Source organism: Luteimonas changyuni, assembly GCF_039548395.1.
Classification (GTDB): Bacteria; Pseudomonadota; Gammaproteobacteria; order Xanthomonadales; family Xanthomonadaceae; genus Luteimonas.
Genome location: NZ_JBCLUZ010000012.1, coordinates 60,679 through 87,080, shown reverse-complemented (window position 1 = coordinate 87,080; position 26,402 = coordinate 60,679). Strand labels below are relative to the sequence as shown.

Here is a 26,402-nt window from a genome sequence, read left to right as displayed (position 1 = left end):
TGCTGGGATTCGGTTTCGGGTGTCAGGTTTCGGGGATCAGGCACCGGTGCCAGCATCGGCAGCGGCGGCCTGGTCGCCGGCCTGCCGCGGCGTGCTGCCCGGCTTCGCGTAGGCCTTCTCGCCCGCGGTCACCGCGAGCTCGAGCCGGTTTTCCGGCGGTGGCAGCGGGCAGGTGGCGAAGTCGGTGAAGGCGCAGGGCGGATTGTAGGCGCGGTTGAAATTGAGGATCACCCGGCCATCCGCATCCGGCGGCGCGGTATCCAGGTAACGACCGGCGCCGTAGCTGGCGTGGCCGTTGGTGCGATCGGCCAGGATCAGGAACAGGCCGCCGTCCTCGCCGTCGATGGCTTCAAGTCTGTAGTCGACGCCGCCCCTGCTGAACTCCACAGCGCCCGGGTTGGGCAGTTGGTCGATGCCGCCGACGATGTTGGCGATTTCGATGGTGCGCCCGGCAGGATGCGGCTCGAAGCGCGCCTCGACCAGCCAGTCCGCATCCGCCGGCCAATATTCCAGTTCGCCGAAGCCGGTGCGCCCGCTCGCCTCCGCGTGCTTGACGCGCAGCGCGTGCTGCCCGCCGCGCGTGATCAGCGAAAGCCTGCCCTTGCCGTCGTCGAACAGCAGCTCCGTCGGTTCCGGATCGAGGGCGTCGTGCAGTTCGATGCGACCGGTGACCGGCGCGTCGCCCACGGCCACGTCCACGCCTTTTTCAGCCGTGAAGTACACCCGGCCGCCCTCCTGCTGCACCAGGCCGAGCTTCTCCGGACCGTGGCCCAGGCGGATCCCGCTGGTTGCGCTGTTGCCGACGTAGTGCGCGCGCAGCTCGAGCCGGTGCAGGCCGACCAGGCTGGTCCAGCCGTCTTCGGCCAGCAGGCCTTCGCGTCGCTCGCTGCGCCACTCGGCCTCGGCCGCGGTCAGTGCCGGACTGGTCCGCGCCACGCCGGTGGCCTGATGGTCGCCACCGGCCGGTGGCGCATCGGAACCACAGCCCGCCAGCGCGGCGGCGAACAGGATGCACGCCGCGAAGGCGGCAGGCGGCAGGTGTCTGGTCATCAACGTCCCCTCAGGAACCAACGGTCGATATCGGCGAGCGAGAATCGCGTCCACGTCGGGCGCCCGTGGTTGCACTGTCCCGAACGTTCGGTGGCCTCCATGTCGCGCAGCAGCGCGTTCATTTCGGCGATGGTCAGGCGCCGGTGCGCGCGCACCGCGCCGTGGCAGGCCATGGTTGACAGCAGCTCGTCGCGGGCGGCGCGCACGCGGCGGCTCTCGCCATGTTCGCGCAGGTCGGCGAGCACGTCGCGCAGCAGGGCCTCGGTATCGCCCTGGGCCAGCAGCGCCGGCACGCCGCGCAGCAGCAGCGATTGTGGACCGGTGCGCGAAACCTCGAAGCCGAGCTCGGCCAGGGTCGCGGCCTCGCGCTCGGCGATGTCGGCCTCGCGCTCGCTCACCGCCACCGCCTGCGGCACCAGCAGCGGCTGCAGGCGCAGGCCGGCGCCGTCGTGCGCGGTCTTGAGCTTCTCGTAGCCGATGCGCTCATGGGCGGCGTGCATGTCGACCACGACCATGCCGTCGGCGGCTTCGGCGAGGATGAAGATGCCGTGCAGCTGTGCCACGGCGAAGCCGAGCGGCGGGATGCCGTCGTCGCCGGATTCAGGCAGCGCGGCCGACGCACCGGTGTACGTTCCCCAGGCCTGCGCCGCACCCGCTGCTCCGAGTGCCATACCCGCGCCCGGGGCACCGTCTGCGTACGCGACCCCGCCGCCTTCCGACACGGCGTGTCCAGGGCCATAAAGCAGCGCATGCGCATCCCGCAGCGCGTCGCCGCGCAGCGACAGGTTCGACTGTTCGGCCACGCGCGCCGCCAGCTCGCGCGAGACCACGCCCTGGGTGCTGACCGCCGCGACCAGTGGAGCGTTGCCAGCGCGGGTGTCCGCAAGCGCCTGATGCAGCGTGCGATAGACGAAATCGTGGACCATGCGCGAATCACGGAAGCGCACTTCATGCTTGGCCGGGTGCACGTTCACGTCCACCCGCGCCGGATCCAGCTCCAGGAACAGTACGTAGGCCGGCTGGCGGCCGTGGAACAGCACGTCGGCATAGGCCTGTTTCACCGCGTGGGCGACGCTGCGGTCGCGGACCGCGCGGCCGTTGACGTAGAGGTACTGCTGGTCGGCGCTGGCGCGCGAGTAGGTCGGCTGCGCGACCCAGCCGTGCAGGCGCAGCGCGGGCGCGTCGCTCCGGCTGTCGTCGCCCGGGCGGGGACCGACGGCATGCTCGACCCGCAGCGCGGCCTGCGCAAAGGCTTCGCCCAGGGTTTCGAGCAGGCGCCCCGCCCCTTCGTCGAAATCGAGCCCCTCGCCGCCGCCGCGATAGCGACGCGACGCACGGCCGTTGTGCGTGACCCGCAGTTCGACGTCCGGGCGCGCCAAGGCCAGCGAGCGCAGCCATTCCTCGATGTGGCCGAGCTCGGTGCGCTCGGCGCGCAGGAACTTGCGCCGCGCCGGCACGTTGTAGAACAGGTCGCGGATCTCGACCGTGGTGCCCTGCGGATGCGCCTTCGGCAGCACCTCGCCGACGCGCCCGCCGTCGACCTGCAGGCTTGCGCCATGCCCGTCGCCGTCGCGGCGCGAAGTGATGGTGAAGCGGCTGACCGATGCGATCGAGGGCAGCGCTTCGCCGCGGAAGCCGAGCGTGGCCACCACCTCGAGGTCGTCGAGCGACGCGATCTTGCTGGTCGCATGCCGCGACACCGCCAGCGGCAGCTGCTCCGGCGCGATGCCGCCGCCGTCATCGCGGATCCGCATCAGGCGCACGCCGCCCTCCTCGAGGTCGATGTCGACGCGGCGCGCGCCGGCGTCGAGCGCGTTCTCGACCAGCTCCTTGACCACCGACGCCGGGCGTTCGATGACCTCGCCGGCGGCGATCTGGTTGACGAGGGTGTCGGGAAGCTGGCGGATGCTCAAGAGGTCGCGGGCACCGGCCGCTGTGCGTCCGGCTGATTGGGGCCAGACCCGATGATAAGCGAGCTTGCCGCCCTCAGCGGCTGCCGCCGCTCGCGACCGGCACGCCATCCGCGGATGCGCGCATCGCAAACAGCGTGCCCGGCGGCGGCTGACTGGTGAAATAGGTCTTGACCCCGTCCAGCACCGCGCGCGCGACGTTGCCCTGGAAGGTCGGGTCGATCAGCCGCTTTTCTTCTTCCGGATTCGAAAGGAAGGCGGCTTCCACCAGCATCGAAGGCATGTCCGAGGTGCGCAGCACCGCGAAGTTGGCGCGCTCGATGTGCGGCTTGTGGTTGTTGCCGATGCGCTTGAGGCCCGCGAGGATATGGTTGCCGGCGTCTTCGGAGGCCTTCATCTGCCCGCTCTGGGTGAGATCGAGCAGGACGTTGGTGAGCATGCTGTCGGAGGTCGCGACCTTGCCGCCGCCGATCAGGTCGGCCGCGTTTTCCTTGTCGGCCAGCCAGCGCGCGCGCTGCGAGGACGCACCCTTGAGCGACAGCACGTACACCGACGAGCCCTTGGCGCTACGGTTCTCGGCGGCATCGGCGTGCAAAGAGATGAACATGTCGGCGCCGGCGGCGCGCGCCAGCTGCGCGCGGCGGTTGAGCGGAATGAAGACGTCGGCATCGCGCACCAGGTGCGCCTTCAGGCCCGGCGTGGCATTGACCTGGCGCGCGAGTTCGCGCGCGATGGCGAGGTTGATGTCCTTCTCGCGCTTGCCGGTGGGGCCGACGGCGCCGGGATCCTGGCCGCCGTGGCCGGCATCGATGGAGATCACCAGCGGACGGGTCGCACCGCTGGCAGCCGACTGCGCGGCGTTGGCAACCGCCGGCTTCGGCGCGGGCTGCGCGACGGGCCCGCGCTGGACCGGCGTGGGCACGCCGGTGGCGATGGTGGTCGGCACCGCCTGCCGCGGCGACGGATCGCTCGATGGCTGCGGCCGCTGCGGGGATGCCGTGGACGGGGCCGCGGGCGCGGTGGCGCCGGCGGCGGGAAGGTTTGCGATCAGGCGGGAGGTGGCATCGGCGGACGCGCGCGCGGGATCAGGGGCGGGACCGGCCACGGCGGGACCGGCCACTGCAGCACCCGTCGAGGCGCCGGACTGGGTCGCGGCCGCGATCTGCGCGATCCGGTCGACCGGAGCAGGTGCCTGCGCCGCCGGCACAGTGGCGCCGGCGGCGGCTGCCGCAGGCGCGCCAGCGTGGTCACCGGGCCATTCCAGCACCAGCCGGGTGCCGTCGGAGCCGGCTTCGAAACGCGGTGCGAGGACCACCACCGGCATCGACAGGTCGAACACCACGCGCGTGGTTCCGGGCGTCGGCTGCCCCGTACGCACCGCCTTGACCACGCCCGCACCCGCCGGAGGGGCGGCACGAAGCGCCAGGCGGCTGCTCGGGAAGTCCACGACCAGGCGGTCGGGTGCCGACAGCGCGATCAGCTTGTATTCCGCCTCGGCGTCGAGCCTGAGCTCGGCGCGCGTGCCCGTGGGGCCGGCACTCAGGCGCAGGTCGTTGATTTCAGCGGCTTTCGCGAAGTTCCAGAGCAGGGCAGCCACGAGGGCCGCGCCGAGCACGAACTGCTGGAGATTGGAGCTGCGGACGCGCATGGCCGTAGTCAAGCACCACTTCGGCATCTTTGCAACATTTTTTCCCTTATGAATCCGGGACCTGCCGGCCCTTCCTACGGGCTGGGTTCAGGAAGCATGCGCAAACGGCGTCGCTCGTCCAACGCGGCCAGCCAGGCCTCGCCCGCCGCGCCCAGGAATGCCAGCCGGCAGCTTCGGCCGTCCCCTTCGACAGCAAGGTGGACCTCGAGGTCGGGCACCGGCAGGGCGCCGAGGCCCCGCTCCGGCCATTCCACCAGCCACAGCCGCGCGTCGGCGTCGTCCAGGCCCAGGAACTCCAGTTCGCCGGCATCACCGATGCGATACAGGTCCAGGTGCAGCGCCTCGCCACCGGAGGCGAGCGGATAGCGCTCGACCAGGGTGTAGGTGGGGCTGCGCACCGGGCCGGTCACCCCCAGCGCCCGCAGCCAGGCGCGGGCCAGGGTCGACTTGCCTGCGCCGAGATCGCCATGAAGGTGCACCACGGCGAGGTCCGGCTGGGTGGTGGCCAGCGCGTCGGCCAGCAACGCGGTCGCCGCGGCATCGGGCAGGAACATGCTGCGTGCGCAGGCGTCCATCAGCCCTGCCCCACTTCACGCAGGGACGCGATGAGGTCGCTGGGCAGCAGCCCGCGGGCACCGCCCGCTGCCGCTGCATGGTCGCCCGCCACGGCGTGCTGCAGCGCGCCGGCGACCGCGGCTTCGGCCGCCGGGAGGCCCTGGGCGCGCAGCGCGGCAATGATTCCGGTGAGCGCATCGCCCATGCCGCCCACGGCCATGCCCGGATTGCCGGCATCGATGACCCAGGCACGCGCGTCCGGCGCGGCCACCACGCTGCCCGCGCCCTTGAGCACCACCACGCAGCCATGGCGCGCGCACAGCGCATGCGCCGCGGCGATGCGGTCGTGTTCGACCTCGCCCACCGTGCACCCGAGCAGGCGTGCGGCTTCGCCGGGATGGGGCGTCAGCACGGTGTCAGCCGGCAGGCTGTGCGGGCTCGCGGCAGTGAGGTTCAAGGCATCGGCGTCGACCACCAGCGCGCGCGCGCCGGCGATCACCGCATCCATGAGGCCTGCGCCCCAGGCATCGCGGCCCAGCCCGGGCCCGATCGCGCAGACGTCGGCCGCGGCCAGCAGCGGCGCAAGGTCGGCGGGGTCTTCGAGTGCATGTGCCATCACCTCGGGCGTCCGCGCCAGCAGGGGCGCCACATGGTCCGCGCGCGTGGCGACACTGACCAGGCCCGCGCCCGCCCGCAGCGCCGCGCCTGCCGCAAGCAGCACCGCGCCGCCCATGCCGTGGTTGCCACCGACCACCAGCACATGGCCCGAGCTTCCCTTGTGCGCGGTGCGGGCGCGCCGCGGCAGCAGCGCTCCCAGTGCCCCTGCGCGCAGCCGCCAGGCCGCAGGGCGCACGCCGTCGAACGCGGCATGCGGGATGTCGAGCGGCGCCATGGCCAGGACGCCGACGTGATCGAGTGCCGCGCCCGTCGCCAGCCCCGCGTGGTCGCCGAGGAACTGCAGCGTACGGCTCGCGCGCACGGCGATTCCGGGCACGTCCCCGCAGGACGCATCCACCCCGGACGGCACGTCGAGCGCGAGCACCTCCGTGCCGCTTCCGGCAACCGCCGCGATCATCGCGGTGCAGGCATCGTCGGCGCGGCCGTCGAAGCCGATGCCGAACACCGCGTCGACGACGACATCGCAAGCGGGTGGAAGAGCCGCCGCCACGTCCACGGCACCGCCTGCATCGAGGAATTCCGCCGCAGCACGCTTGGCCAGCGCGCTGCGCGGTGCCTGGCCACCGGCGTGCAGCACGCGCACGTCGCGTCCGGACTCGAGCGCGTGCCTCGCCAGCACGTAGCCGTCGCCGCCGTTGTTGCCCGGACCGCAGGCCACGACGATGCGCTGTGCCTGGGGCCAGTGCTGCAGCAGGAAGCGCCAGGCGGCAGCGCCCGCGCGCTGCATCAGGGCGAAGTCGTCGCCCGCAAGCAGGGCAATCGCCTGCGCCTCGATGCGGCGGATGCCTGCAATGTCGTACAGCGGCGTGGCCGCGTCGGTTCGGGAGGCGTGCATGGCCCGGATTCTATACTTGGCGCGCCATGTCCCAGCTTCCCGCCAGCGCTGCGATCGCCCCACGATCCGCCACCCCGCTCGATCCCGCTGCGCTTGCCGCGTTGATCCGCGGGCTGGTGCACGAGGCCGGCTTTCAGCGCTGCGGCATCACCGGCATCGACCTGGGCGACGACGAGGGCCACCTGCGCGACTGGTTGGCGCGCGACTTCCACGGCTCGATGGACTGGATGGCGCGCCACGGCGACAAGCGCTCGCGGCCGCAGGAACTCGTGCCGGGCACGATCAGCGTGCTTTCGGTGGGCCTGGACTACGGCCGCCGCGACGACGTCGAGGCCTGGGCGACGCTGGCCGATGGCGAGCGCGCCTACGTGGCGCGCTACGCGCTGGGCCGCGATTACCACAAGCTGATGCGCAACCGCCTGCAGAAGCTGGCCGACCGCATCGCCACCGAGATCGGTCCCTTTGGCCACCGCGTGTTCGTGGACTCCGCGCCGGTGCTCGAGCGCGCGCTGGCGCGCAACGCCGGCCTCGGCTGGATCGGCAAGCACACCTGCCTGATCGACCGCGACGGCGGCTCCTGGTTCTTCCTCGGCGAGCTCTACCTCGACATCGCCCTGCCCCCCGATCCGCCGGCGACACCACACTGCGGCAGCTGCAGGCGCTGCATCGACGTCTGCCCGACCCAGGCAATCCTGGGCCCGAACGTGCTGGATGCGCGGCGCTGCATCAGCTACCTCACCATCGAGCACGAAGGCTCGATCGACGAAGAGCTGCGGCCGCTGATGGGCAACCGCATCTTCGGCTGCGACGACTGCCAGCTGGTCTGCCCCTGGAACAAGTTCGCCCGCCGCCACGACGAACCCGACTTCCGCGCCCGCAACGAGCTCGACACCGCAGGCCTGGCCGAACTGTTCGCGTGGGAAGAGGACGAGTTCCTGCGGCGCACCGAAGGCACCGCGCTGCGCCGCAGCGGGCACGCGCGCTGGCTGCGCAACATCGCCATCGCGCTGGGCAACGCGCCGACCACGCCTGAGGTGTTGCACGCGCTTGAAACGCGCCGCGACCATCCGGACGCGGTGATCCGCGAGCACGTGGCCTGGGCGCTGGCGCAGCACAGCACCAGCTGAACGCCCTGCCCTTTCTTTTGTAGGAGCAGCTATAGCTGCGATCCCGGCCCTGCGGATATCCGATCGCAGCTATAGCTGCTCCTACAGGGGGAGATCCGATTCACCGGACCGACCGATTCACCGGACCGACAATGCGCGGCCCGCGCGACTCAGCGGTGCGCGCGGATCTCCGCCAGCAGCGCCCGGGTCACCGCATCGCCCGCCTCACGCTCGCCGCGCACCGCCGGCAGCAGTTCACCTGCGATCCGCTTGCCAAGCTCCACGCCCCACTGATCGAAGGCGTTGATGCCCCACAGCACCGACTGCGCGTAGACGCTGTGCTCGTACATCGCCAGCAGCGCGCCGAGCGAATGCGGCGTGAGTTCGTCGAGCAGGAACAGCGTCGAAGGCCGGTTGCCGGGATACGCCTTCTGCGGATCCTCCGCCGCGTGGCCATTGCCCAGCGCTTCGGCCTGGGCCAGCAGGTTGGCCAGCAGCGCCTCGTGGTTGCCACGGTGCGCATGCGCCGGCCGTACCACGCCGATGAAATCCGCCGGCACCACGTCCGTGCCCTGGTGCAGCGCTTGGAAGAAACTGTGCTGGGCCCCGGTGCCGGCGCCGCCCCAGACCACCGGCACGGTCGCCACGCCGGGCGCGCGGCCGTCGCTGCGCACCGACTTGCCCAGGCTTTCCATCACCAGCTGCTGCAGATAGGCGGGCAGGTGCGCCAGGCGCTGGTCATAGGGCAGCACGGCCTGCGTGGGCAGGCTGAGCGCGTTGCGGTTCCAGACCGCCACCAGCGCGTGGCGGATCGGCAGGTTGGCCTCGAGCGGCGCCTCGACCGCATGCGCATCCATGTCCCCGGCGCCGGCGAGCAGGGCCTCGAATCCATCCATGCCCACCGCCAGCGCGATCGCGAATCCGACCGCCGACCACAGCGAATAGCGCCCGCCGACCCAGTCCCACATCGGCAGCACGCGCTCCGGCGCGACGCCGAAGGCCTCGGCCGCGGCGACGTTGGCGCTGACCGCGTACAGGCGCTCGCCGCCACCCAGCCAGTCGCGGACAACCTCGCCGTTGAGCAGCGTCTCCTGGGTGCCGAAGCTCTTGGACACCAGGATCGCCGCGGTGCGCGCCGGATCCAGGCCGCGCAGTGCGTGCTGCACCTCGCTGCCATCGACGTTGCTGACGAAGTGCAGACGGAAGCGGCCGTCGTTGAAATCCTTCAGCGCATCCACCACCAGCCGCGGGCCAAGATCCGAACCACCGATGCCGATGTTGACGATATCGGTGACGCCGGATTCGCGCAGCGACGCCACCAGCCCCGCCATGCGCTCGCGCGCGGCCAGCGCGTCGGCGTGCGCGCGCTGCGCGACTTCGCTGCGGCCGATAGCCGAGCGCAGCGCCGTGTGCAGCGCGGGCCGGCCTTCGGACACATTGACCTCGGCACCATCGACCAGGGCGCGCAGCGCCAGCGACAGGCGCACATGTCCGGCAAGTTCGCCGAGCGTGGCCAGGGTCGGTGCGTCCAGTCGCTGGCGCGCGAAGCTCGCGTACACCGGACCCACGCGCAGCGCCATGGCCTGTGCACGGGCGGGGTCGGCCGCGACCAGGTCGGGAATGCGGGCGCCGGCAAGGCGCTCGGCGTGGTCTAGGAACTGCCGGACCAGCGCTTCGCCGGCCAAGCCTCAGGCCGCCTGCGCCGGGATGGCGTCGTTGGTGTGGGTCATCCGGTTTTCGCGGTCGACATACACCAGGCTGGGCTTGAACGCGGCGGCTTCGGCTTCGTCGCAGGCGCCATAGGCGCAGATGATGACCAGGTCACCCGGTTCGGCCTGGTGGGCGGCGGCGCCGTTGACGGAGATGATGCCGCTGCCTTCTTCGGCGCGGATCGCATAGGTCGCGAATCGCTTGCCGTTGTTGATGTTGTAGATCTCGATGCGCTCGTATTCGCGGATGCCCGAGAGTTCGAGCAGGCGGCCGTCGATCGCGCAGGAGCCTTCGTAATGCAGTTCGGCGTGGGTGACGGTGGCGCGGTGGATCTTGGCTTTGAGGAGGGTCAGAAGCATGTCGGGGGACCGCAAGCTGCCGGGGAATCGGCGTCAGGTTTGGATTCTACAAGATGGCGCGCGCTGCTCTTGTCCGGGAACCGCTTCAACGGGGACTGATTCAGGGTTCCGGGGGCCTTGGTTTGGCGGGGGCGGAGGGTGGGCGGGTACTCCGCCGGCGTCGCGGTGAAGCTGCTCCTTATTGCCGGCGGAATACCCGCCCACCCTCCGCTGCCACCGGCGCGGTGGGGTGTAGGAAGAGCAAAGGCGCCGTGCTTTTGACCTTTTCGGCGGACCGCGGGAGGCGCAGCAAGGCGGGTTGGGGGGTGCGCAGTGGGCATAAAGGCCCGCGCAGCGGGACAGCCCACGGAGTACCCACCAACTCGCCGTACCGCGTGCCGGACTTCCCGCGGCGGGGATCGCAGCTATAGCTGCTCCCACAGGGCTTTCCCGTCTCTTTCGCCGCCGGGGTCGCAGCTGCTCTCCTACAGGTCAGCGGGGTGGGTTCGGGAAACGGAGTACCCACCGACCCGCCGTACCGCGCGCCGGTGTCGCGGCTTCCTGCGGCGGGGATCGCAGCTATAGCTGCTCCTACAGGGCGTTCCCGTCTCTTTCGCGGCCGGGGTCGCAGCTGCGGCTTTCCTGCAGGTCAGCGGGGTGGGTTCGGGAATTCGAGGTTGTCGATCAAGCGGGTGCGGCCGAGGCGGGCGGCGATGAGGGCGACGCGGTGGCCGTTGCCGGCATCGTCCATCGCATCGGGCTCGACGAGCAGCGGCGTGCGGATCACGGCGTAGTCGACTTCGAAGCCGGCGGCCTGCAGTCGCGCGGTGGCCTCGGCTTCCGTGGCGTGCCGGTCGGCGCCGCCCTGCACCGCTGCGCGCATCGCCAGCAGCGTGCGATGGATTTCGGGCGCGAGTGCGCGTTCGGTGGGCGAGAGGTACTGGTTGCGCGAGCTCTGCGCCAGGCCGTCGGCTTCGCGCACGATATCGGCGCCCAGCACCTCCACCGGGAACGCGAGGTCGTCGACCATGTGCCGGATCACCGCCAGCTGCTGGTAGTCCTTGCGGCCGAACACGGCGACGTCGGGCTGCACCTGGTTGAACAGCCGCGCCACGACCGTGCAGACGCCGTCGAAGTGTCCCGGGCGATGTGCGCCGTCCAGCACGCCGGTGATGTCCGGCACCTGCACGCGCACCGCGCGCGCCGTGCCCAAGGGATACATCTCCTCGAGCGGCGGCATCCAGGCCAGGTCGCAGCCGGCGGCATCAAGCCCGGCGATATCGGCTTCGGGCGTGCGCGGATAGCGCTCGTAGTCTTCGCCGGGGCCGAACTGGGTGGGATTGACGAAGACGCTGGCGACCACGCGGTCGGCGTTGGCACGCGCCAGGCGCACCAGGCTGTAATGGCCCTCGTGCAGGTTGCCCATGGTCGGCACCAGGCACACGCGCAGGCCTTCGCGCTTCCAGGCATCGACGCGGGCGCGCAGCGCGCCGGGCACGCGCGCGACTTCGATCGACGCGCTCATGCGTAGGAATGCGCCGCGTCGGGGAAGCTGCCGTCGCGCACCGCGGCCACGAACGCTTCCGCGGCGCCGGCCACCGAGCCGCCTTCGGCCAGGAAATCCTTCACGAACTTCGGGCGCCGGTGGCCGGAGTCGAGGCCGAGCATGTCATGCATCACCAGCACCTGGCCGTCGCAGTCGGCGCCCGCGCCGATGCCGATGGTGGGCACCGCGCTGTCGCGGGTGATGGCGGCGGCCAGCGCCGCGGGCACGCCCTCGAGCACGATCAGCGCGGCGCCGGCTTCGGCCACTTCGCGCGCTTCGGCGCGCAGGCGTTCGGCCGCGGCCTCTTCACGCCCCTGGACCTTGAAGCCGCCGAAGCGCAGCACCGACTGCGGCGTCAGGCCGAGGTGGGCGCAGACCGGCATCTCGCGCTCGGCCAGGAAACGGATCACGTCGAGCTTGGGGCCGGCGCCCTCCAGCTTCACCATCTGCGCGCCGGCCTGGAGCATCCGCGTGGATGCGTCGAGCGCGCGTTCGGGCGTGGCGTCGGCCTGGAACGGCAGGTCGGACACCAGCAGCGCGTGGGTCAGCGCGCGGGCCACGCAGGCGGTGTGATAGGTGATGTCGTCGACGGTCACCGGCAGCGTCGAGGCGCGGCCCTGGACCACCATGCCCAGTGAGTCACCGATCAGGATCAGGTCGACGCCGGCGGCGTCGAACACGCGCGCGAAGCCGGCGTCGTAGGCGGTCAGCATGGCGAGCTTGCGGCCCGCCGCGCGCGCCTCGGCAAGGCCGGGCACGGTCATCGGCCGGCGGTCCTGGTTCTTGGCCATCAAGTATCGCGTCCGTGGTTTGGGGGCATTACGATCTTACGCCGCGTGCCGGCGCGCCGGGCCCGGACGGGGCGATGCCGCTGGCGTCGATGCCGGCGAGCAGCGCGTCGGCGCGACCGAGCCCGGGGACGACGGCGTCGGGCGCGACTTCGGCCAGCGGCACCAGCACGAAGGCGCGCACGTGCAGCAGCGGATGCGGCACCACCAGCCCGGGTTCGTCCACCACCGCGTCGCCGTGCAGCAGCAGGTCGAGGTCGAGCGTGCGCGGCCCCCAGCGGCTGCCGTCTTCGGCGCGCTCGCGGCCATGGTCGCGCTCGATCGCCAGCAGCGCTTCAAGCAGCGCGCGCGCACCGAGGGTGGTCTCCAGCACGGCGACGGCGTTGATGAAATCGGGCTGCGCTTCCACGCCCCAGGCCGGCGTGCGGTAGAAGCGCGACGTGCGCAGCAGGCGCGTGGCGGGCAGCGCATCGATCGCGGCCAGGGCCGAGCGCAGGGTGGCGGCCACCTCGCCCATGTTGCCGCCCAGGCCGATGCAGGCCCGGACCGGCGTGCTCATCCCGTGGTCACGGGCCGACGGCGGCGGCGGCGGCGCGGCGTGCGCTGGGCGTCGTCGCCGTCGCCCTCCACGTCGTCCATCGGGCTGTGGGCGATGGCCATGTCGGGATCAAGCTGGGCCTCGCGCCAGAAGGCGATGTCCTCGGCGTGTTCGTCGGAACCGGCCTGGCGCACCTGCAGGAAGTCGAAGGCGGCGCGGAAGCGCGGGTGCGCGATCATGCGCATCACCCGTTTGCGCTGGCGCAGGCCGAAGCGCGACTGCAGCAGCCAGATCTCCTGCATCGGCAGCGAGAAACGACGCGGGACCGCAATGGTGGCCAACTCGTGCACGGTGACCCGGTCGGCGGCGCGGCGCTGGGCGTCCGCCGGAGGCACGTCCTGCGCCTGCAGCGTCATCAGCGTGCGGCAATAGGCGGGCCACATCAGCAGGGCGAACAGGAACGCAGGCGACACCGGCTCGTCCGCGGCCACGCGCGCATCGGTGCCGCGCAGTCCCTCCAGCACGACCGCGCGCAGCGCACCGCTGCGGTTGGCCTCCATCGCTGCTCCCGCCTCCGGGAACATCGCCTTCAGCAGGCCGTGGCGCTCCAGGCCCTTGAAGCTGGCAACGCCATGTCCGGAGAGGAACAGCTTCAGGGTTTCCTCGAACAGGCGCGCGGGCGCGGCCTCGGACAGCAGCGGCGCCAGTGCGCGGATCGGCGCCGCGGTGGCCGGGTCGATGTCGAAGTCGAGCTTGGCCGCCAGGCGCACCGCGCGCAGCATGCGCACGGGATCTTCGCGGTAGCGGGTTTCGGGGTCGCCGATGAGCTTGAGCACGCGGTTCTGCACGTCCTCGAAGCCGCCCAGGTAGTCGCGGACCGAGAAGTCGTCGATCGTGTAATACAGCGCGTTGGCGGTGAAGTCGCGGCGCACGGCATCGTCTTCGATCGTGCCGTAGACGTTGTCGCGCAGCAGGCGCCCGCCCTCGTGGGTCTCGCGGTCACCGCTGCCGTCGTCGACGTTGGCGCGGAAGGTCGCGACCTCGATGATCTCGCGGCCGAAGACCACGTGCGCCAGCCGGAACCGGCGCCCGATCAGGCGGCAGTTGCGGAACAGCGACTTGACCTCTTCGGGCGTGGCGCTGGTGGCGACGTCGAAATCCTTGGGGCTGCCGCCGACCAGCAGGTCGCGGACCGCGCCACCGACCAGGTAGGCCTCGTGGCCGCCCTCGCGCAGGCGATAGAGGACGCGCAGCGCGCTGGCGCTGATGTCCTTGCGGGAGATGGTGTGCTGGTCGCGCGGGATCGTCCGCAGGACCGGTGTAACGGAAGGGATATCGTTGGGCATCTGGAAAAAAGTACCTGCGCTGGTTGCCCAGTGGCAGCCTGTGCTTGCTATACTAGCAAGCCGCATACAGCCTTGGCTTGTCGCGGGAGCCGGTCGTCCAACCGGTGCCGTCCAAAAGGCGGCGAATGCAACACTGCTCCCTTCGTCTAGAGGCCCAGGACGTGGCCCTCTCAAGGCTAAAACACGGGTTCGAATCCCGTAGGGAGCACCATTTCCCTCAGGGCCCGCACCGGAAACGACTGCGGGCCCTGTTTTTATGCGCGGGCGCTACGGCGGCGCCGGGCGCTACAATATGCGGCCTCCACAGCCAGCATCGCGAGCCATGCCCTTCGTCGTCACCGAGAACTGCATCAAGTGCAAGTACACCGACTGCGTCGAGGTGTGCCCGGTGGACTGTTTCCACGAGGGTCCGAACTACCTGGTGATCGATCCCGACGAGTGCATCGACTGCACCCTGTGCGAGCCCGAATGCCCGATCGGCGCGATCTACGCCGAGGATGACGTTCCCGCCGGCCAGGAAGGCTTCGTGGCCCTGAACGCCGAGCTGTCGAAGGAGTGGCCGGTGATCACCACCCGCCAGGAGCCGCTGCCGGACGCCGAGGAGTGGGACGGCAAGCCGGGCAAGCTGCCGCTTCTGGAGCGCTGACGCGCGGCGCCGGGACAATGGCGCGCGACCCTTTCCGGATCGCGCGCGCCACGACTGCCAGCGAACGACTTACTGGGCCAGGCCCGCGCGCAGCGCCTCGATCACGCGCACCGCGTCTTCGCCGGCCGCCGGCAGGCCGCGCGGATCGACCGCCGACACATAGGTGCCCGCCTCGACCTGGGTCACGCGCACCAGGAACTTGGTGTCGCCGGCGTCGATGTCGTAGGTGCCCAGCAGCTGCGCCTTGCTGACCACGGTCACGCCCTCGATGCCGCCGAGCAGCGATTCGATGCGCTCGAACACATCCTCGCGCGCGAGCTGGACGGTGAAGCCGTTGGTCGAGCCCTGCGCGGCCGGTGCCGCGGGCGCTGCGGACGAGATGTCCGAGCGGGTCACGCTGGTGGTGCCGGTATCCGGAACGGCCATCGCCGAGCTGGTATCGGGGCGATCGAGATCGGGCGGCACTTCGAGCGGACGGTCCTGCGGCGCGGCTGCGTAGAGCGCGTCGTCCTTGCGGAACCAGCTGCAGCCGGCGGTGGCGACCAGGGTCACGAGAAGGGCGACCGCAACGGCCGGACGGAGCATGGAACGGGAAGGCTGCATTGCTGTCTCCTGGGAAAACGGTTCAGGCCGCGATCGCTTCGCGGCAGGTCTGTTCAAGCGCTTCGAGGCCGGCGGCGAGCTCGTCCGCTGCGGCAGCGTACGCCGCCGAAAGCGGCAGCAGGGGCAGCCGGATGCCATCGCCATCACCGAAGCCGCGCCGCGCCAGCAGGGCCTTGACCGGGATCGGGTTGGATTCGACGCCGCAGAATTCGATCAAGCCCTGGATCTTCGCAGCCAGGCTCGCGCAAGCGCCGGCATCGCCGCCCCGCGCAAGGTCGCACAGGCGGCGGAAGGCCGCGGGCGCCACGTTCGACGCAACCGAGACCAGGCCATCGGCGCCGGCCAGCATCGCGCGTGCCGCGCTGCCATCGTCGCCACTCAGGACCGAAAAGCCCGGCCCTGCCAGCGGCAGCAGCGCGCGCATGCGTGCTTCGTCGGCCACCGCTTCCTTGATGCCGATGATCGCCCTGCAGGTGGCCAGCTCGGCCACCGTGTCCGGCTGCATGTCGCAGCCGGTGCGCGGCGGCACGTTGTACAGGATGACCGGCAGCGCGCCGTCGTCGGCGACCGCGCGGTAGTGCGCGACCAGGCCGGCGGGCGTCGGCCGCACGTAGGGCGGCGTGACCACCAGCGCCGCATCGGCGCCGCAGGCGGCAGCCAGGCGGGTGCGTTCGACGGTGTGCGCGGTGCCCGACTGGCCGGTACCGGCAATGACCGGCACGCGGCCGGCCACGCGCTCCACGGCCGCCCGCAGCAGGGCTTCGTATTCGGCGCCGGTGAGCGCGGCCGCCTCGCCGGTGGAGCCGGCGACGACCAGGGCCTGGGTGCCGCCCGCAAGCTGGGCGTCGACCAGCCGCAGCCATGCGTCGGTATCGGGTTCGCCGGCGGCCGTGAAAGGCGTCGCCAGCGCGGTGATGCTGCCGGAAAGATGCAAGCTGGACCTGCGTTGGGAAGCCGTGCGGGAGGCTGCGCGACGGGGCGCGCAGCAGGGTGATCTTACTTGCGGCGTCGAAGCACGGGCAAGTATGCTGGCTGCAGCCTCAAGGGCGGCCGCTTGGCCCGTCCAGGCGCGAATGGCAGCCAGTCTCCCGGCGCCTTTGCACCGCCACCCCCGTGGACTCCGATTTGACCGACACCGATACAACCCGGCCCGCGCCGACCGAGAACCACCTGCTCATCAACGCCTATACGACGCATCCGCGCTCGCCGCTGCTGGCGGTGTCGCGGCGCATCGCCGACAGCGGCTGCAACCTGGTCGACACGCGCCTGTCCACCGTCGGCCGCGACGTCTCGGTCACCGCGCTGGCCACCGGCTCCTGGGACGCAGTGGCCAAGCTCGAGGCCATGCTTTCGCGCCTCGAGCGCGAGGAAGGCCTGAAGCTGGTCTGGTACCGCACCGGCGCCAAGCCCGTGCAGTCCAACCTGCTGCCCTACATCGTCGAGGTGGTGGCGTCCGACAAGCCCGGCATCCTCTACCAGCTGGCCGATTTCTTCGACCGCCAGAGCATCACCATCGAAAGCCTGCACTGCTCGCGCTACCGCGCGATGCAGACCGGCGCCGACATGTTCTCGGCCCAGGTCACCATCGGCGTGCCGGCGGACATGCACATCGCGGTGCTGCGCGACGATTTCCTCGAATTCTGCGACCACCTCAACCTCGACGCGATCATGGACCCGATGAAGTTCTGAATGCGCAGGCACAGAGAATGAACGAAGGCGACAGGCTCGACCGCAGCACCCTGAAGCTCCCGCTGCAGCTGTCAGGCGGCGCAAGCGCGACGCTTGCCGAGTACGCCGGCCGCTGGCTGGTGCTGTACTTCTATCCCAAGGACTCCACTCCCGGCTGCACCACCGAGGGCCTGGACTTCAACGCCCTGCTGCCGGAACTCGAAGCGCTGGATGCAACGGTGCTGGGCGTGTCACGCGACTCGGTGAAGTCGCACGACACCTTCTGCGCCAGGCAGGGCTTCATGTTCCCGCTGGTCAGCGACGCCGACGAGGCCCTGTGCCGCGCGTTCGACGTGATCAAAGAGAAGAACATGTACGGCCGCAAGGTGATGGGCATCGAGCGCAGCACCTTCCTGGTCGACCCCGAGGGACGCATCGCACGCGCATGGCGCAAGGTGCGCGTTCCCGGGCATGCCGATGCCGTGTTCGAGGCGCTGAAGGAAGCCCGCGCCCGGTGAAGCACCGCTGCGCCCCCGCCCATCGCCGCCCCGCCCTGCGGGCCGCGGCGGTCCGCGCGTGCGCCACATCCGCACCACTCCCCTGCCACGCCACTCCGGACGGACGAACACCCTGATGAACCACGGCAAGCGGATCTACGTACTCGACACCAACGTGCTGATGCACGACCCGACCGCGCTGTTCAAGTTCGAGGAGCACGATGTCTACCTGCCGATGCAGGTGATCGAGGAGCTCGACAACGGCAAGAAGGGCACCACCGAAGCCAACCGCAATGCGCGCCAGGTCAGCCGCTTCATCAACGAGCTGATCGAGGCCCACGGCGCCGAGCACATCGCGTCCGGACTGAAACTGGAGCGCCCCGGCGGCCTGCAGCTGCGTGGCACGGGCGCCAGCGGCGTGCTGCGCTTCCAGACCACCACGCCAAAGGAGGACAGGACCTCGTTCGGCGCCGTGGCCCCCGACAACCGCATCCTCGGCGCCATCCTCGACCTGAAGCGCGAGGACGGCAGCGACCCCGTGGTGTTCGTCTCCAAGGACATCAACCTCCGCATCAAGGCCGCGATCGCGGGCATCCCCAGCGAGGACTACGAGAACGACCGCGCGCTGGACGATTTCAGCCTGCTCTACACCGGCGCCACCGCCCTGCCCGAAGACTTCTGGCAGCGCCACGGCAAGGACCTCAAGTCCTGGACCGACAAGGGCCGCACGTATTACGAGCTGCGCCACACCGAAGACGACGGCTGGCATCCCAACCAGTACCTCTACCTGCCGGGCGACGAAAACGCGGAGTTCCGCGTGGCCTCGGTCGAGGGCGACCGCGCGGTGCTGCAGATCGTCGACGACTACCGCAGCCACCAGCACGCGGTCTGGGGCATCGTCGCGCGCAACCGCGAGCAGAACTTCGCGATGAACGCGCTGATGGATCCCGAAATCGATTTCGTCACCCTGCTCGGCACCGCCGGCACCGGCAAGACCCTGCTGGCGCTGGCCGCGGGGCTTGCGCAGACCATGGACGCGCAGCGCTACCGCGAAATCATCATGACCCGCGCAACCATCAGCGTCGGCGAGGACATCGGCTTCCTGCCCGGCACCGAAGAGGAAAAAATGACGCCCTGGATGGGCGCGCTGACCGACAACCTCGAAGTGCTGCTGCCCAGCAACAAGGAAGGCGGCAGCTGGGGCCGCGCCGCAACCAACGACCTGCTCGCCTCGCGCATCAAGATCCGCTCGCTCAACTTCATGCGCGGCCGCACCCTGCTCGACCGCTGGCTGATCCTGGACGAGGCGCAGAACCTCACGCCCAAGCAGATGAAGACCCTGATCACCCGCGCCGGCCCCGGCACCAAGATCGTCTGCCTGGGCAACGTCGAACAGATCGATACGCCCTATCTCACCGAAACCACCTCGGGCCTGACCTACGCCGTGGACCGGTTCAAGCACTGGGCCCACAGCGCGCACGTGACGCTGCGGCGGGGGGAACGCTCCCGCCTGGCCGATTACGCGTCCGAGGTGCTTTAAGGCCCTGCTTGGCGGGGGCGGAGGATGGGTGGGTACTCCGCCGACTGTCCACGTGGTGGCCTTTATGCCGGCTGCGTAACCCCGAAGTTTTTGTGGGAGCGGCTATAGCCGCGATCCGCGGGGGCGGGCCGTGAGTCGCGGGCCGTGGCCGTGATCGCGGGCCGAAGCACTCGCCGCTATAGCGGCTCCCACAACAGCCGCCGCGATCGCCTCCACGCCCGGCGACTCGGCCCATCAGCCGTCGACGCCAGGCTCCACCACGCCACGCTGGGCCTCGACGAACAGCAGCGCTTCCGACAGGGTCCCGAAGTAGCTCCCGGGATCGTCGCGCCGCACGATGTCGGCGCGCACCAGCTTGCGCAAGACGCCCATGTTTGCGCCGTTGAGCAGCACCCCCACCCCGCGCGCGCGCAGGCTTGCGATGGTGGACTCCAGGCGTTTGAGGCCGGTCGCATCGATGAACGGCACCCGCTCCAGGCGCAGCGCCAAATAGCGCGGCGGCGCCTCGCGTGACCATGACAGCGCGCGCTCCAGCGAATCGACCGAGCCGAAGAAGAACGGTCCGTCGATGGAGTACACCGCCACGTCCTTTGGCAAGGCGGACAGCCCCGCCTCTTCCAGCTCCTGGCGCAGGCTGGCCTGGCGGTGCTCGACCACCTCCACCGCCGAACTCATCCGGCGCATGAACTGCATCATTGCCAGGATCACGCCGATGTTCACCGCCACCACCAGGTCGGTGAGGATCGTCAGGGCGAAGGTGATCAGCAGGATCGCGACGTCCGCGCGCGGCGCCTGGCGCACCATCCGCAGCAAGCGCGGCGCCTCGCTCATGTTCCAGGCGACCACGAACAGGATCGCAGCCAGTGCGCTCAACGGCACCCTGCCGGCATAGGGGGCGATCACCAGCAGGATCAGCACCAGCAGCAGCGCGTGCACGACGCCGGCGATCGGGGCGTTGCCGCCGTTGCGGATGTTGGTCGCGGTGCGCGCGATCGCGCCGGTGGCCGCGATGCCGCCGAACAGCGGCGAAACGATGTTGGCGATGCCCTGGCCGACCAGCTCCTGGTTGGAGTCGTGCTTCGTACCGGCCATGCCGTCGGCCACCACCGCCGACAGCAGCGACTCGATCGCGCCCAGCATCGCGATGGTGAACGCGGACGGCAGCAGCAGCATCACCGTATCGAAGCTCATCGTCGGCAGCGCGAATGAGGGCAGCGCGCGGGGGATGGCGCCAAAGGTCGATTCGATGGTCGCCACGCCGGGCAGGTCGAAGGCGGCGACCACGGCGGTCGCCGCGATCATCGCCAGCAGCGGCCCCGGCACCCGTGCCATGCCGGGAATGCGCGGGCCATAAAGCACGAGCCCCAGGCTGCCAAGACCAAGCAGCGCAGTTGCCGGGTGCAGCTGCGGGAACGCACCCAGCAGCTGCCAGGCCTTGAGGTAGAACGGCCCCTCGCCCGCGGTCGGCAGGCCGAAGAAGTACTGCCACTGCCCCACCCAGATGATCACCGCGATGCCGGCGGTGAAGCCCACGATCACCGGGTCCGGGATGAAGCGGATCACCGAGCCCAGCCGCGCCAGGCCCATCACCACCAGGATGACCCCGGCCATCAGCGTCGCCACCAGCAGCCCGCTGACGCCGAACTGCGCCACCACGCCGGCAAGGATGACGATGAAGGCGCCCGTGGGCCCCGCGATCTGCACCCGCGAACCGCCGAACAGCGACACCGCGATGCCGGCGATGATCGCCGTGTACAGACCCTGCTCCGGCTTCACCCCCGATGCGATCGCAAACGCCATCGCCAGCGGCAGCGCGACCACGCCGACGATCAGCCCGGCGATGATGTTGCGCATCCAGTTGTCGCGGCGGAACAGGCCGGCGCGCCTGGCTTCAAGCAGGGCGATCATGCGCCGGCCTCCGGCTCCGGGCGCTGGACGAGACCGGACCGGGAACGGGGCCTGGAGTCCAGCACCCGTATAGCAGCAGTCATCCGCCCGGCTCCCTTGAGGACATGCATTCCGACAAGCACACCATCACAATACCCGACCATGACCAGGCCCATCTCAGCGCTCACCATCGCCGGCTCCGACTCAGGCGGCGGCGCCGGCATCCAGGCCGACCTCAAGACCTTTGCCGCCCACGGCGTCCACGGCCTCTCGGCGATCACCGCGCTGACCGCGCAGCACACCCGCGGGGTGACCGCGGTGCACGTGCCACCGGTGGAATTTTTGCACGCACAGATCGATGCCTGCTTCGATGATTTCGACATCGGTGCGGTGAAGCTGGGAATGCTGGCCTCGGCCGAGGTGATCCACGCCGTGGCCGATGCGCTCGAGGTCCATCGCCCGCGGTGGCTGGTACTCGACCCGGTGATGGTGGCGACCTCGGGCGCGCGCCTGCTCGAGGCCGAAGCGCTCGAGGCCATGCGCACGCGACTGCTGCCGATGGCCGACCTCCTCACGCCGAACATCCCCGAGGCCGAGCTGCTGCTGGGCCACGCCATCGCGGACGGGCCGGCGGCGGACGCGGCGCTCGCCGCACTGCGTGGCCTGGGCCCGAAGGCGGTGCTGCTGAAGGGTGGACATCTCGACGAAGGCGACACCGTCTTCGACCGCTTCGCCGACGGCCGGGTGGCCACCGGGCACCGCGGGCCGCGGCTGGTGGTCGATGGCCACGGCACCGGCTGCACCCTGGCATCGGCGATCACCGCCAATCTCTGCCTTGGCCACGCCCTTTCCGAAGCCGTCGGCCACGGCATCACCTATGTGCGCGACGGCCTGCGCAAGGGCGTGCGACCCGGTCGCAGCGACGTGCTGGTGCTGGGGCACTTCGACGCGCGCCCGACGACATGACGGCGCACGCTGCCGCCGACACCGGGCCCAGCGCGCCGTCGACAGTCACGCTTGAAGCACGGGACGGCCACCGCTTCGAACTGCTGGCGTGTCTTCCGGACCAGCCGCAACGCAGCCTGCTGTGGATGCCGGCGCTCGGCGTCGCCGCCCGCCACTACCTGCCGCTGGCGCAGGCCCTGTCACGGCACGGCGTGGCGGTGTTCCTGCACGAGTGGCGCGGGCACGGCAGCAGCAGCCTGCGCGCCGGCCACCACGCGGATTGGGGCTATCGCGAGCTGTTGACGCTCGATATCCCCGCCAGCGAAGACGCGATCAGCACCGCCCTGCCCGGCCTGCCGCGCATCGCCGGCGGCCACAGCCTGGGCGGGCAGCTCGCCAGCTGCCGCCTGGCGCTGGCACCTGCCACGTACGCGGCCCTGTGGCTGGCCGGGTGCGGGGCACCGTACTGGAGGGCGTTCCCGCTGCGGCAGCGTCTGTGGCTGCCGCTCGCCTACCGCGCCCTGCCCTGGCTTGCCGAGCGCGCTGGCAGCCTTCCGGGCCGGCGCCTTGGCTTTGGCGGCAACGAGGCGCGCGGTGTCATGCGCGACTGGAGCAGCACGGCGACCACCGGCCGCTATGCGGCGCGCGGGCTCGGCGACCTGGAACCGGCGATGGCCGGGGTGCGGGCGGACATCCGCGCCGTCCTGTTCGCACGCGACTGGCTCGCGCCGGCGTCGTCGCTCGACTGCCTGCTGGCGAAGATGCCGCGGTCACCGTCGGCGCGGGTGGTGTTCGACCATGACGCCCTCGGCGTGGCCGCCGACCACTTCGCCTGGATGAAATCGCCCGCGCGCGTGGCCAGCTGGCTGCAGGAGCCCGGCCCTCGCGGGCGAACCGCTCAGGACGCGCCGGCCGCCGCTGGCGCCTCCGCCGCGGCGGCTTCGTAGCCGCGCGGATTGAGCGACTGCCAGCGCCATGCATCCCGGCACATCGCCTCGATGCCGTGTTCGGCGCGCCAGCCGAGGAGCTCGTGCGCAAGCGAAGGATCGGCATAGACCTCGGCCACGTCGCCGGGGCGGCGGGGGACGATTTCGAAGGGCACCGCATGCCCCGACGCGTCTTCAAAGGCCCTGACCAGTTCCAGCACGCTGGTGCCGCGACCGGTGCCGAGATTGATATTGGCGCTGCGCGCCTCGCGAACCAGGAACTCGAGCGCGTCGGCATGGGCGCGCGCCAGGTCGACCACGTGGATGTAGTCGCGTACGCCGGTGCCGTCCACGGTCGGCCAGTCGCCGCCGAACACCGCAAGCCGCTCCCGCTGCCTCACGGCCACCTGGCAGACGTAGGGCATGAGGTTGTTGGGTACGCCGCCGGGCGCTTCGCCGATCAGGCCGGAGGCGTGCGCACCGACCGGGTTGAAGTAGCGCAGGTTCACGGCGTGGAAGCCCGGGTCGCTGGCGCACAGGTCGCCGATCAGCTGCTCCATCACCAGCTTGGTGCGCCCGTAGGGGTTGGTGACCCTCAGCGGCGCGTCCTCGCGTACGGGCACCGAGGCCGGGTCGCCGTACACGGTGGCCGAAGAGCTGAAGACCAGCCTGTGGACCCCTTGGCCGCGCATCGCCTGCAGCAGGTGGATGGTGCCGCCGATGTTGTTGTCGAAGTAGTCCAGCGGCCGCTCGCAGGACTCGCCCACGGCCTTGAGCGCGGCGAAGTGGATCACCGCGTCGAAGCGTTCCCCGGCAAACAGCGCCTCGACCGCGGCACGGTCGCGCAGGTCCACCTGCCGCAGCGCGGGGGCGTGCCCGAGGAGCGTGGCCAGGCGTTCGAGCACCCGCGGCGAGCTGTTGCTGAAATTGTCCGCGATCACGAACTCGTGGCCGCGACCGGCCAGTTCAAGGCAGGCATGGCTGCCGATGTAGCCGGCGCCACCGGTGACCAGGATGCGCATTGGATCGTTCCCCTTGGAATCTGCGTCGGAAGCGTACGCCAATGCCCGCGGCCAGCGGAAACCGCGGCATCGCGGCCGCCACGGCCGCCTGACGTAAGGCCGGCCCTCTGCCACAGGCCGCCAATCAGTGAACTGCGTCACTCATTGATGCATCGCTGCTTGTTCCCGGCGGCGCATTCAGCCTGAATTCGAGCTGCGTTGAAGCGTAGTGTTGACGCGCGAGCGAATTCCCGATCCCTTCCTGGATGTCCCCCGATGACCGTCCTGCCCTGCCTGCCGAGCCGCCGCGCTTGCTTAGCCCGCTTATCCAGCTTGTCCCGATTATCCTGCCGGTCCCGATTACCCCGCACCACCCCTGTCTCCGCCTCCTTGCTCGTTGCACTTCTGTTCGCCGCCGGCACCCTTGCTGCCTGCAGTCCCGGCTCCCGGCAGACCAACGCCGGCGAAACCGCCGCGGCCCATGCGTCATCGGCATCCGGCGCGGCCCGCGCCGCCGCCCAGGCACTGCCCCCGCCGCCTGCCAACGCGTTCGCTTCCACCCCGATCCAGACCCCCGTCCTCTTCGTCACCCAGGTGCCGACCGACGGCGACGTATTCGCCTCGCGCCTGTCCACCTTCGCCAACCACATGACCAGCATGACGTCGGTGCCCCGCGGCGGCGGCCTGGTGATCCGCTATCCCGACGGCAGCCTGCGCGACCTGACCCGCGAAGCGGGCTTCGGCATGGAGGGCCGTCAGGGTGCCAACGCCATCGCCGTCCGCGAGCCCACCGTGCACTGGTCGGGCACGAAGGCGATCTTCAGCATGCTGGTCGGCGCGCCCGCGCAGCAATACGGCGTCACCAATGGCCGCTGGCAGATGTACGAAGTCAGCGGCCTGGCCCAGGGCCAGGCGGCCAGCATCACCAGGGTCGCGAACCAGCCCGCCTACAACAACGTCTCGCCGCTGTACGGCTCGGACGACAGCATCCTCTTCACCTCCGACCGGCCGCGCAATGGCGCGGCGCACCTGCATCCGCAGCTCGACGAATACGAGAGCACGCCGATCGTCACCGGGCTCTTCCGGCTTGATCCCGCCAGCGGTGCGGTGCGCATCCTCAACCATGCGCCCAGCGGGGCCTTCAGCCCCGTCATCGACAGCTATGGCCGCATTGTCTTCACGCGCTGGGACCACCTGCAGCGCGACCAGCAACAGGACGCCGGCACTTCCGGCTCGTTCGACTTCGAAAGCGAAGCTGCCGACGCCGCTCCGGCCGGCACGCGGGCCGATGTCTTCCCGGAGGCGCGGCTGGGAATGGACAGCCCGTATGGCCCGGTCGGCAATTACCACAGCAACATCTTCATGCCCTGGCAGGTCAACCAGGACGGCAGCTTCGAACAGACGCTCAACCACGTCGGCCGGCACGAGGTCACGTTCGGCTTCCTCGGCCGCTCCTTCGCCGGCGATCCCTCCCTGTCCGACAACACCGACACGTCGCTGATCGCCAACCGCAAGTTCATCAGCCAGTACGGCGGCCTGTTCCATCTCCGCGAGGACCCGACGCAGCCCGGGATCTACTATGGGATCAACACCGCCGAGTTCGGAAGCCTGACGACCAGCCAGATCATCCGGCTGAGCGGCGCCCCGCATCTCAACCCAGAGCAGATGGTGATCACCGATGCCTCGCCCGCGCCGAGCGGCGCGGGTCTGTCCGGCGGCCGTTTCCGCAATCCGCTGCCGATGACCAGCGGCCACATGGTCGCGGCCCACACGCCCAGCGCCCAGGCCGGTGCAGGCATCGAGCTGCGCCTGCGCCAGGTGGTGGGTACGCCGGGCACGCTGGCCGCCGGTCCCGCGCTGACACCCGGCATCGTCAGGTCGGTGTCGTGGTGGACCCCCGACAGCTTGCGCTCCTTCGAGGGCGCGCTGTGGGAGATCGAGCCCGTGGAGGTGGCCGCCCGCCCGCGCCCGCCCCACACCTCCGAAGCGGTCCTGCAGTCGCCGGAGCGGGCGCTGTTCGCGTCCGAAGGCGTGGACGAGGGCGCATTCCGCAGCTGGCTCCGTGCCAACGACCTGGCAATCATCGTCACCCGCAACCAGACCAGTCGCGACCGCAGCGACCGCCAGCAGCCCTACAACCTGCGCGTGCCCGGCGGCACGCAGACCGTGGCCAACGGCGGCATCGTGTACGACATCGCCCACTTCCAGGTGCTGCAGGGCAACCTGGTGCGCGCGTACCGGAACTCGACGTCGGGGCGGCGCGTGCTTGCGCAGCCGATCGACACGGGCGCCAATCCGGGCAACCCGCTGGGGCCGGACGGCAGCGTCCGCATCGAGGCCGACGGTTCGACCGCCGCCTTCGTGCCCGCCAACCGCGCGCTGACCTGGCAGACGGTGGATTCCAACGGCGTGCCGGTCGTGCGCGAACGCGTCTGGATCACCATGCAGCCCGGCGAGATCCGCACGTGTGGCGGCTGCCACGGCGAAAACACGCGCAACCAGGCCGGCCAGCCGGAGCCGGCCAACGCGCCGACCGCCCTGAGGACCCTGCTGCGGCACTGGAAGCAGAGCGGTACACAGCCGGCCCCGCGCGACGGCTCGGCACCGCTGCTGCCACCGGCCCCTTAGCACGCGGAAGCGC

General features: G+C 70.6%; 23 protein-coding genes and 1 tRNA gene. 9 read left to right on the top strand and 15 right to left on the bottom strand.

Annotated elements, in window-relative coordinates; all coding sequences use genetic code 11:
* Positions 1 to 36 precede the first annotated feature (36 nt).
* The 5 genes from WCD84_RS07040 to WCD84_RS07020 all read right to left on the bottom strand — a co-directional run bounded on the left by WCD84_RS07040 (position 37) and on the right by WCD84_RS07020 (position 6,676).
* A complete protein-coding gene (locus tag WCD84_RS07040) occupies positions 37 to 1,050 on the bottom strand; it encodes a DUF1684 domain-containing protein (protein WP_343280885.1) in 1,014 nt (337 codons plus the stop codon).
* The gene (gene mutL, locus WCD84_RS07035; RefSeq protein ID WP_449280075.1) at positions 1,050 to 3,071 is read right to left on the bottom strand and encodes a DNA mismatch repair endonuclease MutL; all 2,022 of its coding nucleotides are present in this window, start codon (positions 3,069 to 3,071) and stop codon (positions 1,050 to 1,052) included. Before mutL ends, WCD84_RS07040 begins: the two co-directional genes overlap by 1 nt.
* Positions 3,037 to 4,608, bottom strand: coding sequence for an N-acetylmuramoyl-L-alanine amidase (locus WCD84_RS07030; protein WP_343280883.1), 1,572 nt, complete (start codon positions 4,606 to 4,608; stop codon positions 3,037 to 3,039). The genes mutL and WCD84_RS07030 overlap by 35 nt, the downstream gene beginning before the upstream one ends.
* Before the next feature lie 74 nt (positions 4,609 to 4,682).
* Positions 4,683 to 5,183, bottom strand: a complete 501-nt coding sequence (gene tsaE, locus WCD84_RS07025; RefSeq protein ID WP_449280074.1) for a tRNA (adenosine(37)-N6)-threonylcarbamoyltransferase complex ATPase subunit type 1 TsaE — start codon at positions 5,181 to 5,183, stop codon at positions 4,683 to 4,685.
* A complete protein-coding gene (locus tag WCD84_RS07020) occupies positions 5,183 to 6,676 on the bottom strand; it encodes an NAD(P)H-hydrate dehydratase (RefSeq protein ID WP_343280882.1) in 1,494 nt (497 codons plus the stop codon). The genes tsaE and WCD84_RS07020 overlap by 1 nt, the downstream gene beginning before the upstream one ends.
* 26 nt (positions 6,677 to 6,702) lie before the next feature.
* On the opposite strand from WCD84_RS07020, the gene queG reads away from it, so the two are divergent.
* Positions 6,703 to 7,803, top strand: coding sequence for a tRNA epoxyqueuosine(34) reductase QueG (queG, locus tag WCD84_RS07015; protein ID WP_449280073.1), 1,101 nt, complete (start codon positions 6,703 to 6,705; stop codon positions 7,801 to 7,803).
* A 149-nt stretch (positions 7,804 to 7,952) separates the two neighbouring features.
* Here the strand turns inward: queG and pgi are convergent, their stop codons facing one another.
* The 6 genes from pgi to pcnB form a co-directional block, all read right to left on the bottom strand.
* Positions 7,953 to 9,467 (bottom strand): glucose-6-phosphate isomerase, encoded by a 1,515-nt coding sequence (gene pgi, locus WCD84_RS07010; protein WP_343280881.1) that lies wholly within the window; start codon positions 9,465 to 9,467, stop codon positions 7,953 to 7,955.
* Positions 9,468 to 9,470: 3 nt separating this feature from the next.
* The gene (gene panD / locus WCD84_RS07005; RefSeq protein ID WP_343254826.1) at positions 9,471 to 9,851 is read right to left on the bottom strand and encodes an aspartate 1-decarboxylase; all 381 of its coding nucleotides are present in this window, start codon (positions 9,849 to 9,851) and stop codon (positions 9,471 to 9,473) included.
* A gap of 628 nt (positions 9,852 to 10,479) precedes the next feature.
* A complete protein-coding gene (panC, locus tag WCD84_RS07000; protein WP_343254830.1) occupies positions 10,480 to 11,355 on the bottom strand; it encodes a pantoate--beta-alanine ligase in 876 nt (291 codons plus the stop codon).
* Positions 11,352 to 12,167: a 3-methyl-2-oxobutanoate hydroxymethyltransferase gene (gene panB, locus WCD84_RS06995; protein ID WP_343254831.1), complete on the bottom strand. Its 816-nt coding sequence runs from the start codon at positions 12,165 to 12,167 to the stop codon at positions 11,352 to 11,354. Before panB ends, panC begins: the two co-directional genes overlap by 4 nt.
* Positions 12,168 to 12,195: 28 nt before the next feature.
* The gene (gene folK, locus WCD84_RS06990) at positions 12,196 to 12,723 is read right to left on the bottom strand and encodes a 2-amino-4-hydroxy-6-hydroxymethyldihydropteridine diphosphokinase (protein WP_343254832.1); all 528 of its coding nucleotides are present in this window, start codon (positions 12,721 to 12,723) and stop codon (positions 12,196 to 12,198) included.
* Positions 12,720 to 14,048: a polynucleotide adenylyltransferase PcnB gene (pcnB, locus tag WCD84_RS06985; RefSeq protein WP_343280880.1), complete on the bottom strand. Its 1,329-nt coding sequence runs from the start codon at positions 14,046 to 14,048 to the stop codon at positions 12,720 to 12,722. The genes folK and pcnB overlap by 4 nt, the downstream gene beginning before the upstream one ends.
* 135 nt (positions 14,049 to 14,183) lie before the next feature.
* On the opposite strand from pcnB, the gene WCD84_RS06980 reads away from it, so the two are divergent.
* Together WCD84_RS06980 and fdxA are read left to right on the top strand one after the other, a co-directional pair.
* Positions 14,184 to 14,259 (top strand) — tRNA-Glu (locus tag WCD84_RS06980).
* A 111-nt stretch (positions 14,260 to 14,370) separates the two neighbouring features.
* The gene (gene fdxA, locus WCD84_RS06975; RefSeq protein WP_343278023.1) at positions 14,371 to 14,694 is read left to right on the top strand and encodes a ferredoxin FdxA; all 324 of its coding nucleotides are present in this window, start codon (positions 14,371 to 14,373) and stop codon (positions 14,692 to 14,694) included.
* Between the two features lie 69 nt (positions 14,695 to 14,763).
* Here the strand turns inward: fdxA and WCD84_RS06970 are convergent, their stop codons facing one another.
* Together WCD84_RS06970 and dapA are read right to left on the bottom strand one after the other, a co-directional pair.
* On the bottom strand, positions 14,764 to 15,297 hold the full coding sequence (locus tag WCD84_RS06970; protein ID WP_343280879.1) for a hypothetical protein: 534 nt from the start codon (positions 15,295 to 15,297) through the stop codon (positions 14,764 to 14,766).
* Between the two features lie 22 nt (positions 15,298 to 15,319).
* Positions 15,320 to 16,231 carry a 4-hydroxy-tetrahydrodipicolinate synthase gene (gene dapA / locus WCD84_RS06965; protein WP_343280878.1) on the bottom strand — a complete coding sequence of 304 codons (912 nt, stop codon included), beginning with the start codon at positions 16,229 to 16,231 and terminating at the stop codon, positions 15,320 to 15,322.
* Between the two features lie 191 nt (positions 16,232 to 16,422).
* On the opposite strand from dapA, the gene WCD84_RS06960 reads away from it, so the two are divergent.
* The 3 genes from WCD84_RS06960 to WCD84_RS06950 all read left to right on the top strand — a co-directional run bounded on the left by WCD84_RS06960 (position 16,423) and on the right by WCD84_RS06950 (position 19,002).
* Positions 16,423 to 16,986: a glycine cleavage system protein R gene (locus tag WCD84_RS06960; RefSeq protein WP_343254837.1), complete on the top strand. Its 564-nt coding sequence runs from the start codon at positions 16,423 to 16,425 to the stop codon at positions 16,984 to 16,986.
* A 17-nt stretch (positions 16,987 to 17,003) separates the two neighbouring features.
* Complete coding sequence (locus WCD84_RS06955; RefSeq protein WP_343280877.1) at positions 17,004 to 17,483, top strand: peroxiredoxin; 480 nt, start codon at positions 17,004 to 17,006, stop codon at positions 17,481 to 17,483.
* Between the two features lie 115 nt (positions 17,484 to 17,598).
* On the top strand, positions 17,599 to 19,002 hold the full coding sequence (locus tag WCD84_RS06950) for a PhoH family protein (protein WP_343280876.1): 1,404 nt from the start codon (positions 17,599 to 17,601) through the stop codon (positions 19,000 to 19,002).
* A gap of 234 nt (positions 19,003 to 19,236) precedes the next feature.
* Here the strand turns inward: WCD84_RS06950 and WCD84_RS06945 are convergent, their stop codons facing one another.
* On the bottom strand, positions 19,237 to 20,910 hold the full coding sequence (locus WCD84_RS06945) for a SulP family inorganic anion transporter (protein WP_343280875.1): 1,674 nt from the start codon (positions 20,908 to 20,910) through the stop codon (positions 19,237 to 19,239).
* A gap of 141 nt (positions 20,911 to 21,051) precedes the next feature.
* Between WCD84_RS06945 and thiD the strand changes: the two genes are divergently transcribed.
* Positions 21,052 to 21,855, top strand: a complete 804-nt coding sequence (gene thiD / locus WCD84_RS06940) for a bifunctional hydroxymethylpyrimidine kinase/phosphomethylpyrimidine kinase (RefSeq protein WP_343280874.1) — start codon at positions 21,052 to 21,054, stop codon at positions 21,853 to 21,855.
* A complete protein-coding gene (locus WCD84_RS06935; RefSeq protein WP_343280873.1) occupies positions 21,852 to 22,781 on the top strand; it encodes an alpha/beta hydrolase family protein in 930 nt (309 codons plus the stop codon). The genes thiD and WCD84_RS06935 overlap by 4 nt, the downstream gene beginning before the upstream one ends.
* Here WCD84_RS06935 and galE read toward each other — a convergent pair.
* A complete protein-coding gene (galE, locus tag WCD84_RS06930) occupies positions 22,733 to 23,782 on the bottom strand; it encodes a UDP-glucose 4-epimerase GalE (RefSeq protein ID WP_343280872.1) in 1,050 nt (349 codons plus the stop codon). The two genes, WCD84_RS06935 and galE, sit on opposite strands and share 49 nt — an antisense overlap.
* Positions 23,783 to 24,151: 369 nt before the next feature.
* Between galE and WCD84_RS06925 the strand changes: the two genes are divergently transcribed.
* Positions 24,152 to 26,389, top strand: coding sequence for an HzsA-related protein (locus WCD84_RS06925; protein ID WP_343280871.1), 2,238 nt, complete (start codon positions 24,152 to 24,154; stop codon positions 26,387 to 26,389).
* The last annotated feature ends 13 nt before the right edge of the window (positions 26,390 to 26,402 follow it).